Annotated in this window: 14 protein-coding genes and 1 pseudogene; 9 read left to right on the top strand and 6 right to left on the bottom strand. The window is 75.2% G+C overall.

Annotated features, from left to right (window positions below):
* Window positions 1–108: 108 nt before the first annotated feature.
* A pseudogene (gene cofC, locus ACTMS9_RS19315) lies at window positions 109–732 on the bottom strand (2-phospho-L-lactate guanylyltransferase); the annotation flags it as partial.
* Window positions 733–870: 138 nt separating this feature from the next.
* Between cofC and ACTMS9_RS19310 the strand changes: the two are divergent.
* The 5 genes from ACTMS9_RS19310 to ACTMS9_RS19290 all read left to right on the top strand — a co-directional run bounded on the left by ACTMS9_RS19310 (window position 871) and on the right by ACTMS9_RS19290 (window position 5886).
* A complete protein-coding gene (locus tag ACTMS9_RS19310; protein WP_441144585.1) occupies window positions 871–1596 on the top strand; it encodes a lysophospholipid acyltransferase family protein in 726 nt (241 codons plus the stop codon).
* 64 nt (window positions 1597–1660) lie between these two features.
* Window positions 1661–2668, top strand: a complete 1008-nt coding sequence (locus ACTMS9_RS19305) for an NAD(P)H-dependent glycerol-3-phosphate dehydrogenase (protein WP_088963545.1) — start codon at window positions 1661–1663, stop codon at window positions 2666–2668.
* A complete protein-coding gene (locus tag ACTMS9_RS19300) occupies window positions 2665–3807 on the top strand; it encodes a cystathionine gamma-lyase (RefSeq protein ID WP_441144583.1) in 1143 nt (380 codons plus the stop codon). Before ACTMS9_RS19305 ends, ACTMS9_RS19300 begins: the two co-directional genes overlap by 4 nt.
* Window positions 3808–3945: 138 nt before the next feature.
* Window positions 3946–4737 (top strand): putative protein N(5)-glutamine methyltransferase, encoded by a 792-nt coding sequence (locus ACTMS9_RS19295; RefSeq protein WP_441165611.1) that lies wholly within the window; start codon window positions 3946–3948, stop codon window positions 4735–4737.
* Between the two features lie 105 nt (window positions 4738–4842).
* Complete coding sequence (locus ACTMS9_RS19290; protein WP_307849278.1) at window positions 4843–5886, top strand: ROK family protein; 1044 nt, start codon at window positions 4843–4845, stop codon at window positions 5884–5886.
* Window positions 5887–5985: 99 nt separating this feature from the next.
* Here ACTMS9_RS19290 and ACTMS9_RS19285 read toward each other — a convergent pair whose 3' ends face one another.
* Both ACTMS9_RS19285 and ACTMS9_RS19280 read right to left on the bottom strand, forming a co-directional pair.
* The gene (locus ACTMS9_RS19285; RefSeq protein WP_441144577.1) at window positions 5986–6186 is read right to left on the bottom strand and encodes a DUF397 domain-containing protein; all 201 of its coding nucleotides are present in this window, start codon (window positions 6184–6186) and stop codon (window positions 5986–5988) included.
* A 4-nt stretch (window positions 6187–6190) separates the two neighbouring features.
* A complete protein-coding gene (locus tag ACTMS9_RS19280) occupies window positions 6191–7036 on the bottom strand; it encodes a helix-turn-helix domain-containing protein (RefSeq protein WP_154943380.1) in 846 nt (281 codons plus the stop codon).
* Between the two features lie 262 nt (window positions 7037–7298).
* Here ACTMS9_RS19280 and ACTMS9_RS19275 point away from each other — a divergent pair, with 262 nt between their 5' ends.
* Complete coding sequence (locus ACTMS9_RS19275; RefSeq protein WP_154943382.1) at window positions 7299–7532, top strand: hypothetical protein; 234 nt, start codon at window positions 7299–7301, stop codon at window positions 7530–7532.
* Between the two features lie 151 nt (window positions 7533–7683).
* Window positions 7684–8784: a D-alanine--D-alanine ligase family protein gene (locus tag ACTMS9_RS19270; RefSeq protein ID WP_154943384.1), complete on the top strand. Its 1101-nt coding sequence runs from the start codon at window positions 7684–7686 to the stop codon at window positions 8782–8784.
* 112 nt (window positions 8785–8896) lie between these two features.
* Here ACTMS9_RS19270 and ACTMS9_RS19265 read toward each other — a convergent pair whose 3' ends face one another.
* Together ACTMS9_RS19265 and ACTMS9_RS19260 are read right to left on the bottom strand one after the other, a co-directional pair.
* Window positions 8897–9559: a DUF3515 family protein gene (locus ACTMS9_RS19265; RefSeq protein ID WP_441144573.1), complete on the bottom strand. Its 663-nt coding sequence runs from the start codon at window positions 9557–9559 to the stop codon at window positions 8897–8899.
* A complete protein-coding gene (locus tag ACTMS9_RS19260; RefSeq protein WP_013284547.1) occupies window positions 9560–9793 on the bottom strand; it encodes an Lrp/AsnC ligand binding domain-containing protein in 234 nt (77 codons plus the stop codon).
* Window positions 9794–9915: 122 nt separating this feature from the next.
* Here ACTMS9_RS19260 and ACTMS9_RS19255 point away from each other — a divergent pair, with 122 nt between their 5' ends.
* Both ACTMS9_RS19255 and ACTMS9_RS19250 read left to right on the top strand, forming a co-directional pair.
* A complete protein-coding gene (locus ACTMS9_RS19255) occupies window positions 9916–10854 on the top strand; it encodes a thiamine-phosphate kinase (RefSeq protein ID WP_441144569.1) in 939 nt (312 codons plus the stop codon).
* Between the two features lie 22 nt (window positions 10855–10876).
* Window positions 10877–11338 (top strand): GNAT family N-acetyltransferase, encoded by a 462-nt coding sequence (locus tag ACTMS9_RS19250; RefSeq protein ID WP_441144567.1) that lies wholly within the window; start codon window positions 10877–10879, stop codon window positions 11336–11338.
* Between the two features lie 21 nt (window positions 11339–11359).
* Here the strand turns inward: ACTMS9_RS19250 and ACTMS9_RS19245 are convergent, their stop codons facing one another.
* The gene (locus ACTMS9_RS19245; protein ID WP_441165610.1) at window positions 11360–12616 is read right to left on the bottom strand and encodes an ATP-grasp domain-containing protein; all 1257 of its coding nucleotides are present in this window, start codon (window positions 12614–12616) and stop codon (window positions 11360–11362) included.
* Between the last annotated feature and the right edge of the window lie 176 nt (window positions 12617–12792).

Here is a 12792-nt window from a genome sequence, read left to right as displayed (position 1 = left end):
GGGCGCCGGGAAGGCCAGCTCGGTGCCGTCGTCCAGGAGGAGCACGCCGGTGCGGGTCTGCGCGTCGAAGGTCGCCACCGTGCCCTGCATGCCAGCACCGTACCCCGACGCGCTCTCCCCTCGGGCCGCGGCGAGCGCGGCGGTGCGCGGCCCCAGCCCGAGGTGCCGCGCCGCCGCCAGGTCGGCGGCGGTGTCCACGTCGCGGCGCAGCGAGGGCCACGGCCCGGCCAGCGGCAGCGCCCCGCTCGCGGCGTGCGCCGCCGCCGAGTCGACCCCGAACCGGGGCTCCAGCGGCACGCCGGGCGGTGTGGTGAGCAGCACGGTGCCGCTGCCCGGGGCGTCGGCGACGAAGCGGCGTACCCGCGGGTCGTCGGCGGCGGCCCGCAGCGCCGCCGCCAGCTCCGCCGGACGCAGCGCCGGCAGGTCGGCGGTGAGCCCCGCCACCCAGCCGCCCGCGGCGGCGGCCGCGGCGCCGTGCCGCAACGCGGCGTTCAACCCGGCCTCCGGCTCGTCCGGCACGATCCGGGCGCCGGCCGCGCCCAGCAGCGCCGCGGCCCGCTCGTCGCCGGTGACCACCAGGACCTCGGCGACCGCGGGGCAGGCCCGCACCGCGCGGACCGTGTCGGCCGCCAGGGCCAGGGCCAGCTCCTCGTGGGGTACGGCCGGCAGCGCGCCCCGCAGCCGGCTCTTCGCCGCGCCCAGGCGCTTCACCGGCACCACCACGGTCCACAGGCTCTGACCCACGCGACAATCCTGCCAGCGTCGACGGTGGTACCCGCACTGGCCGTACCCGGGGCGAGCAGGCATGATTTCCGCTGCGGGCCGCACCGGTGGGTGCGGCGCGCGGGGTTGGGGCGACGAGGAGGCAGGGTGACACGGCGCAGGCTGGGTTTCTGGCAACGTTTCGCCGTGGCGCTGGTCAAGCCCGTGATGCTGGTCTGGACCCGGCGCACCTGGCGCGGCGCCGAGCAGTTGCGCCGCGACGGCGGCATCATCATCGTGCCCAACCACCTCTCGCACGCCGACCCGCTGGTCTCGGCGCACTTCATCTACGAGGCCGGCCGCTGGCCGCAGTACCTCGGCAAGGCCAGCGTCTTCCGGGTGCCGGTGATCGGGTGGATCCTGCACCGCTGCCGGCAGATCCCGGTGGAACGCGGCACCGCCGACGCGGTCAAGTCGCTGGACAAGCTGATCGCGGCGCTCGACGCCGGCGGCGCGGTGGTGATCTACCCGGAGGGCACCATCACCCGCGAGCCGGAGCTGTGGCCGATGAAGGGCAAGACCGGGGCGGCCCGGCTGGCGCTGGCCACCGGCGCGCCGGTGATCCCGCTGGCGATGTGGGGCCCGGAGAAGCTGTTCGACCCGCGGACCACCCGCTTCGGCCTGCGCCCCCGCACCCCGGTGACCGTCGTCGCCGGCGAGCCGGTCGACCTGAGCCGGTGGGCGGGCGACACCCCGAGCCGGGCGGTGCTGGAAGAGATGACCGACGAGATCATGTTGAGCCTGCGCGCCCTGCTCGCCGACATCCGGGGTGGCACGCCGCCCCCGCTGTGGGAACGTCCCGCCCGTCCGCGTACTCCCGAGGTGACCGAATGAGCGAGCGGATCGACCAGCTCAGTGTGGTGGCGCCGCGCGCCGCCGATCGTGTGGAGGCGAGGGCATGAGCGGCCATGTGGCGGTGCTGGGGGCCGGGTCCTGGGGGACCGCCTTCGCCAAGATCCTCGCCGACGCCGGCCGGGACGTGACGATCTGGGCCCGGCGGGAGTCGGTCGCCGACGCCATCCGGGTCCACCGGCGCAACCCGGACTACCTGCCCGACCTGCGGCTGCCCGAGCGGGTCACCGCGACCGGCGAGGCGGCCAAGGCGATCTCCGGCGCCGAGCTGGTGGTGCTCTCGGTGCCGTCGCAGACGCTGCGCGGCAACCTCGCCGACTGGGCCGGCCACCTCGCCCCGGACTCGACCCTGGTCTCCCTGATGAAGGGCATCGAGCTGGGCACCACCCGGCGGATGAGCGAGGTGATCGTCGAGACCGCCGGGGTCAGCCCGGACCGGGTGGTGGTGGTCTCCGGCCCCAACCTGGCCCCCGAGATCGCCGCCGAGCAGCCCGCCGCGACCGTGGTCGCCGGCACCGACGCCCGCCGCGCCGCGCTGGTGCAGTCCTCCATCCGGACGCCGTACTTCCGCCCGTACACCAACGACGACGTGATCGGCTGTGAGCTGGGCGGGGCGGTCAAGAACGTGATCGCCCTGGCGTACGGGATTGCCACCGCGATGGGCTTCGGCGACAACACCCGGGCCATGCTGATGACCCGCGGGCTCGCCGAGACCGCCCGGCTGGGCGTCGCGCTCGGCGCCGACCCGATCACCTTCGCCGGCCTCGCCGGCATGGGTGACCTGGTCGCCTCCTGCTCCTCGCCGCTGGCCCGCAACCGCACCTTCGGCGAGCACCTCGGCCGGGGGGAGACGCTGGAGCAGGCGCAGGCGGCGACCCGGCAGACCGCCGAGGGCGTGAAGAGCTGCCTGGCCATCCGGGACCTGGCCCGGGCGCACGGGGTGGAGATGCCGATCACCGAGCAGATCGAGCGGATCTGCCACGAGGGCATGGACCCCCGGCTCGCCGTGGACGCCCTGATGAGCCGCACCGCCAAGCCGGAGTCGTACGAGTGAGCGCCGCCGAGCCGCAGTGGCGGGACGGTACCCGCTGCGTCCGGGCCGGGCTGCCGGAGCCGGTGCCCGGCGACCCGTTCCTGCCCGGGCCGGTCTTCGCCGCGCCGTACCACCTCGACCCGTGGGAGGGGCCGGCCGCCGCGGCGAACGGCTACGGCCGGCCGGACAATCCCACCCGGCGGCTGCTGGAGTCGGCCATCGGCGAGTTGGAGGGGGGCGACTGCCGGGTCTTCGCCAGCGGTCAGGCCGCCATCACCGGGCTGCTGCTGGCCGTGCTGCGACCCGGGGACACCGTGCTCCTTCCCGCCGACGGGTACTTCCCGGTGCGCGCCTTCGCCACCGCCACCCTGGAGGGGATCGGGGTGCGGGTCGGGTTCGTGCCGACCGTCGGGCCGTACCCGTCGTTCGAGGGCGTCCGGCTGCTGATGCTGGAGACCCCGGCGAACCCCGGCCTGGACGTGGCCGACGTCGCCGCGCTCGCGCGGGAGGCGCACGCCGCCGGCACCCTGCTGGTGGTCGACAACACCACCGCCACGCCGCTCGGGCAGCGCCCGCTGGACCTCGGCGCCGACCTGGTGGTCGCCTCCGGCACGAAGGCGCTGACCGGGCACTCCGACCTGCTGCTGGGCTACGTGGCGACCCGCTCGGCGGAGCTGCTGGCGACGCTGACCGCCTGGCGCACCACCACCGGCGCGGTGCCCGGGGCCTTCGACGCCTGGCTGGCGCACCGGTCGCTGGCCACCCTCGACCTGCGACTGGCCCGGCAGTCCGCCAACGCGGCGGCGGTGGCCGAGCTGCTCGCCGGGCGCGCCGACGTGACCGGCCTGCGCTGGCCCGGGCGACCGGCGGACCCGGCGTACCCGGTGGCCTCGGCGCAGATGCGGCGGATGCCCGGCGTGGTCTCCTTCGACCTCGGCGCCGCCGACCGGGTGAGCCGGTTCGTCGAGGCCGCTCGGCTGGTCGTCGCCGCGACCTCCTTCGGCGGCCTGCACACCACCGCCGACCGGCGGGCGCAGTGGGGCGACGACACCGCGCCGGGCTTCGTCCGGCTCTCCTGCGGGGTGGAGGACACCGCCGACCTGGTCGCCGACATCGCCGCCGCGCTGGACGCCGCCGGTCCGGTCCGTCCGCTATCGTGATCCCCGGCCCGTGCGGGCCCCGACCGGAGGAGGTGAGTCCGATCCGCCAGACAGCAGGAACGGCGCTCCCCTCCGAGTCCCCGTCGCACCGCTAGGCGACGGCCGGGAGCGCCGACGAGCGTTCCCGAAAGGCATCCCATGGCACCGACCGCGTTCCACGTCGACCGTCCCGCCCTCGTCTCGCGGCTGCGCGCCGCCGGCTGCGTCTACGCCGAGGACGAGGCGGAACTGCTCCTCACCGCCGCCGACTCCGCCGAGACGCTGGCCGCGCTCGCCGACCGCCGGGTCGCCGGCGTTCCCCTGGAACACCTGCTCGGCTGGGCCGAGTTCTGCGGGCTGCGGGTCGCCGTCGACCCCGGCGTCTTCGTGCCGCGGGGCCGTACCGCCCTGCTGGTGCAGGCCGCGGCCGCGGTCGCCGGGCCGGCGCCGGCGGTGGTCGACCTCTGCTGCGGTTCCGGCGGCACCACGCTCGCCCTCGCCGGGCGCCTCGCCCCGCGCTGGCTCGCCGCCGTCGACGTGGACCCGGCCGCGGTGGCCTGCGCCCGGCGCAACCTCGCCGGCCACGACGTGCCGGTGCTGACCGGCGACCTGTACGACCCGCTCCCGCCGGCCTGGCGGGGGCGCCTCGACCTGGTGGTGGCCAACGCCCCGTACGTGCCGACGGAGGCGGTGGCGCTGCTGCCGGCCGAGGCGCGGCTGCACGAGGCGCCGGTGGCGCTGGACGGCGGGGCGGACGGGCTGGCCGTGCTGCGCCGGGTGGCCGCCGGGGCGGTGGACTGGCTGGCGCCCGGTGGGCACCTGGTGGTGGAGGTCAGCGAGACCCAGGCGGACACCCTCTGCGCGGCGATGAGCGTGCTGGGGCTGGTGCCGACGGTGGTGCGGGAGCCGGAGTGGGACGCCACCGCGGTCACCGCCCGCCGGCCGGGCTGACCGCCCGGCCGCCGGATCGGCGGGCGTGATGGCCGTTCGCGGCATGGCGGGGGCGAAAGACGGGAACTAGCCTCGTTCCAAGGTCGGGCGGGAGGCGGTGGCAGCGTGGACGTGCCGGTGGTGGTCGGTCTGGACAACGGTGGCACGAGCGACAACGCCACCGTGCTCACCCTGGACGGCCGGTTTCTGGTCGACGGGCTGCTGGAGATCCCCAGCGAGGTCCAGGCCGGCCCGGAGGCGGCGATCGAGGCGCTGGCCCGCGCGCTGGACGGCGTCCTGGCGCACACCGGCGTGCCCCGCGAGCTGGTGCGGGCGGTCGGGCTGGACACGCCGGGACCGGCCAGCGCGACCGGCGTCATCTCCTCGCGGGGGTCGACCAACTTCGCCCAGCCGGCCTGGCACGGGTACGACGTGCGCGGCGCGCTGGAGCGGCGGCTCGGCCTGCCGGTGGTCTACCACAACGACGGCAACGCGGCCGCGCTCTACGCCCACCACGTCCACTTCGGAGCGGAGGCGATGGTCCGGTCCTCGGTGTCGGCGATCGTCGGCACCGGGCTCGGCGGCGGTGTGGTGGAGAACGGTCGGGTGGTCACCGGCGCGGCCGGGATGGCCGGCGAGTTCGGGCACGTGCACATCCCGCTGACCGGGCTGCTCGCTCCCGGCCAGCCGGAGCCGACCTGCGCCTGCGGCTTCGTCGGGGACGCCGAGAGCATCGCCTCGCTGACCGGGATCCGGCGCAGCCTGCTGCCGTTCTGGCTGGGGCGCCACCCCGACCACCCGCTCGCCGCCGAGCCGGCCGACCGGGCCGCCAAGCTGCTGCGGGGGTACGCCGAGCGCGGCGACGAACTGGCCCGGGAGGTCTTCGCCCAGCAGGCGGCGGCGCTCGGCCGGCTGTTCACCATCGCGGCCAACTTCACCGACCCGCACGCGTACTTCGTCGGGGGTGGGGTGGTGGAGGCGGCGCCGGAGTTCCGGGAGTGGTTCCTGGCCACCGTGCGGGAGAACACCGTGCTCCGCGCCGAGCAGGCGGCGGTGGCCACCTTCGCCCTGGTGCCCGACCGCGACATGGCCGGCGCGCGTGGCGTCGCCATCGCCGCGTTGGAGGCGTTGCGCGCCGCTCCCGCCCCCCAGCCCACCCTGGCGGCCTGACCCGCCCCGGCCCCACCGGGTTGACCACTCCAGTTCGCGTCCCGGATCGGGCCATCCGGGACGCGAACTTCGTGACCAACCCGATGGGTGGGGCCGGGGTCAGGCGTGGGGTGGGGCGGTGGCGAAGGCGGCCCAGGCGGCCGGGGGGAAGAGCAGCACCGGGCCGGCCGGGTCCTTCGAGTCGCGGACCGCCACCAGGTCCGGCACGGTCGCCAGCTCCACGCAGGCGCCCTGGTCCCCGCTGTATGTGCTCTTGCGCCAGCTGGCCGTCGCCAGCGCCGCGCTGATCGTCGGTGTCATGGTCCTACCGTCCCTTCAACAGTTGCAGGAGCTGGTCGCGGCTGTCCGTCGGGCTGAGCGCGACGGTCCGCAGGTGTTCCATGATCTTGGTGCAGGTACGCAGGTCGCCCGGCCGGTCGAGGACCATCTGCCCGGCGACCGTCTCCACCGAGGCGATGATCGGGTCCTCGGGGTCGGCGAACTCGAGGATGTGCAGCGAGCCGCGGGTGCCCCGGTGGTAGCCCGCCGCCAGCGGGATGACCTGCACCGTGACGTTGGGCAGTTCGGCCATCTTGAGCAGGTGGTGCAGCTGCCGCTCCATCACCGAGCGGTCACCGACCGGGCGCAGCAGCGCGCCCTCGTCGATGATCGCGTCGAAGATGGGCGGGTCGTCGGCGGTGATCCGCTGCTGCCGGTCCAGCCGCAGCTGCACCCGCTGCTCGACCTGGTCGTCGCCGAGGGTGTGCGGCCCGCCGCGCATCACGCCCCGGATGTAGTCCGCGGTCTGCAACAGGCCGGGCACCACCGAAGGCTCGAAGTTGGCGATGCCGGTCGCCTCCGCCTCCAGGGCGATGAAGTCGATGGTGCGTTTGTCCAGCAGGTGCGAGTACGGCACCCACCAGCCGGGCTTACGGGTGTCCTTGGCCAGTTGCACCGCCGCCGCGATGTCGTCCGACCCGACGCCGTAGAGGCTGAGCAGCGCGCGCACGGTGGCCGGGCTGACCAGCGTCTGGGCGTTCTCGTAGCGGGACAGGGTGCTGCGGGTGCTGTTGATCTCGTCGGCGGCGGCCTCGAGGGTCAGGCCGGCGGCCTCGCGGTGGGTGCGCAGGGCGATGCCCAGCCGGCGGGCCCGGGCGGTCTTCGGAGCCATACGTCGATGGTGACATATGTTCACGGGAACGTGTGCATGAGAGAACGTCGATGAGAGTTGCATTCACGCGTGTCCACCTGTCAATCTGTGATGGCGTCCTCACCAACGGTTGTCGTGGCGACGGCGGTGGTGAGCGACCGGAGGGGATGGGGCGCGTGGCGATCGGGTTTACTCCCCCGTACCCGATCGCCACGTGCCACCGCCACCGTCCATCGCGGAGGGACTGCGGGATGAGGCTGACCGGATGGCAGGGCGAGCGGCGATGACCCGTTTCCTCGTGGTGCTCACGGACGTCCGCCCCGTCGAGGGCGAGGTCCGGGACGAGCGACGGGCCCCCGAGCGGCGCCGCCAGGTGGTCGGTGCGAGCAGCCGGGAGGCCGCCGACCGGATCGCCGGGGCGTTCATGGCGCTGGGCATGGTGCGCGCCGGGCGGCAGCGGGTGAAGGTCATCGCCGTCGGCCGCCGGCACGGCGCCGTCAGCGTCGGAGGCGACTGAGTCGACTACGCACCGTATCGGTACGGGTGACCGTTTGCGAGGGACGTACGCGTCCTCCCGGGTATCACCTTCGGCGCGCCGCCACCCACAGTAAGGTCGACCGGGTGAGCGCCGCTGGCGGCTCCGCAGTCGCGTACCGAGAGGTGACCCAGTGACCACCCCAGGCAAGACCCGCGTGGCGATCGTCTTCGGCGGCCGCAGCCCCGAGCACGGCATCTCCTGCGTCAGCGCCGGCAGCGTGCTCGGCGCGCTGGACCCCGACGAGTTCGAGGTGGTGCCGGTCGGCATCACCCGCCAGGGGCAGTGGGTGCTGGCCAGCGGTGACCCGGCCCGGCTCGCCATCAGCGACCGCAAGCTGCCGGAGATCACCGCCGGCTCCGGTGCCGAGGTGGTGCTCCGCGCCGACCCGACCGCGGGTGGCCTGATGGTGCTCGACCCGACCGAGGGGCCCCGGGCGCTCGCCGACGTGGACGTGGTCTTCCCGGTGCTGCACGGCGCGTACGGCGAGGACGGCACCATCCAGGGCATGCTGGAGATGGCCGACATCCCGTACGTCGGGGCGAACGTCTTCGCCTCCGCCGCCGCGATGGACAAGGAGTTCACCAAGAAGCTCTGCGCCGCCGAGGGCATCCCGGTCGGCCCGTACGCGGTGCTGCGCAACGGGATGACGCTCAGCGAGCAGGACAAGCAGCGCCTCGGCCTGCCGGTCTTCGTCAAGCCGTCCCGGGCCGGCTCGTCGTTCGGCATCACCAAGGTCGACGACTGGGCGCAGCTCGACGCGGCGGTCGCCACCGCCCGCGAGATCGACACCAAGGTGCTGGTCGAGGGCGCCATCGTCGGCCGGGAGATCGAGTGCGGGGTGCTGGAGGGCGAGGCCGGCGGCGCGCCCGAGGCGTCCGTGCTGGCCGAGGTGCGGGTGGTCTCCGGCCACGACTGGTACGACTTCGAGGCCAAGTACATCGACGACGCCTGCGAGTACGACATCCCCGCCGGGCTGCCGGACGAGGTGACCCGGCAGGTGCGCGAGTACGCCACCCGGGCCTTCACCGCGCTGGACTGCTCCGGCCTGGCCCGGGTCGACTTCTTCGTCACCCCGGAGCTGGACGTCTACCTCAACGAGATCAACACGATGCCGGGCTTCACCCCGACGTCGATGTTCCCCCGGATGTGGGCGGCCTCCGGCCTGGAGTACCCCAAGCTGGTCAACCGCCTCATCCGCACCGCCCTGCACCGCAACGCCGGCCCCCGCTGACCCGCGCACACCCCGCTCAAGATCCGCCCACTTCACGGAAAAAGTGGCCATCCGGGCGCGGATGGCCACTCTTTCTCAGAAAGTGCGCCCGAGTGGGGCGTGGGGCGGGGGGTCAGGCGGTGCAGCCGGCGGGGGTGTCGCCGGCGGAGGGGACCGAGGCGACCACGGCGTCGGCGAGCGGGGCGATCCACTGCAACGGCTGCTCGTACGCGCGGGGGACGGTCACCCGGACCGCGGTCTCCCGGTCGACGGTGGTGAGCACGGTCGCGTCGGCCTCCTCGGCCGCGTACCAGCAGACCTTGTTGATCGTCCAGACGTCGCCGGTGGCCGGGACGGCCGGCTCGGCGCCGCCGCAGGCCACGGTGAGCGCCGGATCACCGTACGCGGCGTTCTGCTCGGCGCCGGCGGTCACCGGCCGCTGGGCCAGGTCCCGCACCGACGGCGGGAGCTGCGACATCAGCGCCCGGCAGACGGTGGCCGGCCGGGCGGCCAGCGCCGGGGCGGCCATCTCGACCGGGGTGGTGGACTGCGGGCGGGCGGTGGTGGCGGTGGGGCTGGGCGCGGCGGCCGGGGTGTCCGGCGCCAGCTTGGCGAAGGTGAAGCCGGCCACGGCCACCGTCACCGGCACCGCGACCAGGGTGGCGACCAGCGCGGCCCGGCGGGTCGACCGGTCCCAGCCCGGCTTGCGGGCGGCGGTCGGCGCGGCCGGCTTGCGGCTGACGGTCTGCTCGGCCGGCTCGGCGCCGGCGGTCGGGGAGGAAGTCATCTCGTCCACTTACAGGCGCACCACCGAACACGTGAGGGTGCGGGTGATGCCGGGCACCATCTGCACCTTGCTGACGATGAGTTTGCCGAGCTCGTCGACGGTGTTCGCCTCGGTGAGCACCACCACGTCGTACGGCCCGGTGACGGCGTCGACCCGTACCACGCCGGCAAGGTCCGCGATCAGCCCGGCCACGTCACGCGCCCGGCCGACCTCGGTCTGGATGAGGATGTACGCCTGTACCACGACTCGACCTCCGTCCGTCGCCGCCCGTGGGCGGCCCGAAGGGTGAAAGTACCTTACGGAGCAGGCGTGATCCCTATCGGTGGTCGAGGGGAAGCAGTGAGCGAGCGCGGCGAGGGAGTGGCATGAGTGTCGGGGGTCTCGGGGAGTTCGGCCTGATCGACCGGGTGACCGCGCGGCTGACGTACGGATCGGGCTGCCTGCTCGGTCCGGGCGACGACGGCGCGGTGGTGGCCGCCCCGGACGCGCGGGTGGTCGCGTCGACGGACGTGCTGGTCGAGGGGCGGCACTTCCGGCGGGACTGGTCCGGCGCGCGGGACGTCGGCCACCGGGCGGCGGCGGCCAACCTGGCCGACATCGCCGCCATGGGGGCCACCCCGACCGCGCTGCTGGTCGCCCTCTGCATGCCGGCGGACCTGGAGACGGCCTGGGCGGAGGAGTTGGCCGACGGGCTGGCCGCGGAGGCGGCCACGGTGGGGGCGAGCGTGGTGGGCGGGGACATGTCCGCCAGCCCGACCCTGACCATCGCCGTCACCGCCCTCGGCGACCTCGGCGGCCGGGCGCCGGTGGTGCGCTCCGGGGCGCGGCCCGGGGACGTGGTGGCGGTGGCCGGGCGCAGCGGCTGGGCGGCGGCCGGGCTGACCGTGCTCTCCCGCGGGTTCCGCACGCCCCGGCTGCTGGTCGAGGCGTACCGGCGGCCGGAGGTGCCGTACGCCGCCGGCCCGCACGCGGCCCGGCTCGGCGCCACCTCCATGATCGACATCTCGGACGGGCTGGTGGCCGACCTGGGGCACGTGGCGAAGGCCAGCGGGGTCGGCCTCGACGTGCACCGGGACGCCTTCGAGGTGCCCCGGCAGATGCGCGACGCCGCGCAGGCGCTCGGCGTCGACCCGTACTCGTGGATCCTCGGCGGGGGCGACGACCACGCGCTGGCCGCGACCTTCCCGCGCTCGGTGGCCCTGCCCGACGAGTGGCGGCCGGTCGGCCGGGTGGTGGCGGGCGCCGGCGTCACCGTCGACGGTGAGAAGTACGACGGTCGGGGCGGCTGGGACCACTTCCGGTAAGGGGTGGTCGTACCCTTCACCCGTGAGTGAGATCGAGATTCGCCCGCTGGCCTTCGACTCGCCGGTGGCGCGGTCGCTGATCAGCGCGGCCCTGGCCGACCTCGGCGAACGGTACGGCGGCAGCGGCGACGACACGCCGGTCGACGCGGGCGAGTTCGTCCCACCGCAGGGCGCCTTCCTGGTCGCGTACCTCGACGGCGAACCGGTCGGCTGCGGCGGCTGGCGCAGCCACGGCGACGACACCGCCGAGCTGAAGCGGATGTACACCGCCCCGACCGCCCGGGGCCGCGGGGTGGCCCGCGCCGTGCTGGCCGCCGTCGAGGAGTCCGCCCGCTACCACGGGCGCAAGCGGATGATCCTGGAGTGCGGCGACAAGCAGCCCGAGGCGATCGGCATGTACACCTCGGCCGGGTACGAGCGGATCCCCAACTTCGGCTTCTACGCCGACGCGCCGGGCTGCCTCTCCTTCGGCCGTACCCTCTGACCCGGCCCGGCGGGCTCGGTCTCAGCCGACGCTGATCTCCACCAGCCCCGCCGCGTGCCGGGCGGCCCGGGTCGCCTCGGCGGGGTCGTCGCCCCAGGCCAGCACCAGACCGCTGCGCCGGGCCGAGCAGACCACCTCGCCGAGGGTGTCGCCGACCGCGACGTCCACCTGCGCGCTGAGCACCCCGGGCGCCCGCAGCGCGGCGCGCACGCCGGTCACCGCGGTCACCGTGCCGGGCGGGGCGAGCAGGAACTCCACCGCCGCCGCGCCCGCCGGGCGGGCCGGCAGCGCGGGCCGTTCGCCGCGCAGCAGCCGCAGGTACGCGGGGATGAACCCGCAGTCGTACGCGACCGAGACCAGCGCGGCGATCATGTCACCGGGCAGTCGGGCGGCGCACTCCACCAGGGTCGGCACCCCGTCGGCGAGGATCCACTCGCTGTGCAGCACCCCGGTGCGGAACCCGGCCGCCGCCGCCAGCCGGGTGGCGACCTCGACCAGCTCGGCCCGGGCGGTCGCGGGCAGGGCCGACGGCACGGTGTGACCGGTCTCGACCGGTCGGGGGCCCGGCAGCACCCGCTTGTCGGTGACGTTGGCGAAGCACACCTCGCCGTCGGCGACCAGCAGCTCGACGCTGTGCTCCGGGCCGACGACCAGCTGCTCGACCAGCACCTCGGTGGGCAGGCCCCGGTCGGTGGCCTCGGGCGGCTCCTCCGGCGTGGCGGTCGACGCCCAGGCCGCGGCGATCGCCGCCGGTTTGGTGATCAACTGCACGCCCAGGCTGCCGGAACGCCGGGTCGGCTTCAGCACGCACCGGCCGCCGAAGCGCTCCGCGAAGGCCGCCGCCCGCGCGGGCGTGCCGACGAGCTCGTACGCCGGGTTGGGCAGCCCGGCCCCGGCCGCGACCTGCCGCATCCGGTGCTTGTCGGCGAAGACCTCGGCGGCCTCCGGGCCGGCGCCGGGCAGGCCGAGCCGGTCGGCCAGGCGGGCGGCGGCCGGGACGGCGTACTCGATGCCGGGCACCACCAGCCGCGCGGCGGCCAGCCCCGGTTCCCGGGCCAGCAGCGCGTCGACGTCCAGCCCGGTCTGGTACTCGGCGGGCACCACCCGCGAGACGACGGGCAGGTCGGCCGCGAGCGCCGCGACCTCCCGACGGTGGATGACGTCGGGCTCCTCCACCAGCACCACGGCGCCGGGCGGGAGTTGCTCGTCGAGCCAGCGCAGCATGCCGAGCGCCGCGCCGATGAAGATCAGCTCGTCGCGGCCCAGGTCCAGGTCCACCGGTCGTCCTCCGTACGGCGTCGGTGCGCCGAGGCCGGAGACCGGTCGGTCGGGCGGCGCAGGCAGACCGTAGCCGGGCGCCCGGGGCTGGTCGAGAGAGTCGTCGGGGACCGGTCACCGGTGCGGCGAACGGCCCCGGACACGACAGAACCGGCGGACCGTCACGGCCCGCCGGT

The sequence above is a fragment of the Micromonospora sp. L31 genome (assembly GCF_052068075.1).
Taxonomy (GTDB): domain Bacteria; phylum Actinomycetota; class Actinomycetes; order Mycobacteriales; family Micromonosporaceae; genus Micromonospora; species Micromonospora purpureochromogenes.
This window is presented reverse-complemented; position numbering and strand designations above follow the sequence as displayed.

Coding starts and splice junctions, on each gene's coding strand:
- ACTMS9_RS19305 (WP_088963545.1), top strand. CDS start 1,661: ATGAGCGGCCATGTGGCGGTGCTGGGGGCCGGGTCCTGGGGGACCGCC.
- ACTMS9_RS19285 (WP_441144577.1), bottom strand. CDS start 6,186: ATGACACCGACGATCAGCGCGGCGCTGGCGACGGCCAGCTGGCGCAAG.
- ACTMS9_RS19255 (WP_441144569.1), top strand. CDS start 9,916: ATGAGTGTCGGGGGTCTCGGGGAGTTCGGCCTGATCGACCGGGTGACC.
- ACTMS9_RS19280 (WP_154943380.1), bottom strand. CDS start 7,036: ATGGCTCCGAAGACCGCCCGGGCCCGCCGGCTGGGCATCGCCCTGCGC.
- ACTMS9_RS19275 (WP_154943382.1), top strand. CDS start 7,299: ATGACCCGTTTCCTCGTGGTGCTCACGGACGTCCGCCCCGTCGAGGGC.
- ACTMS9_RS19295 (WP_441165611.1), top strand. CDS start 3,946: ATGGCACCGACCGCGTTCCACGTCGACCGTCCCGCCCTCGTCTCGCGG.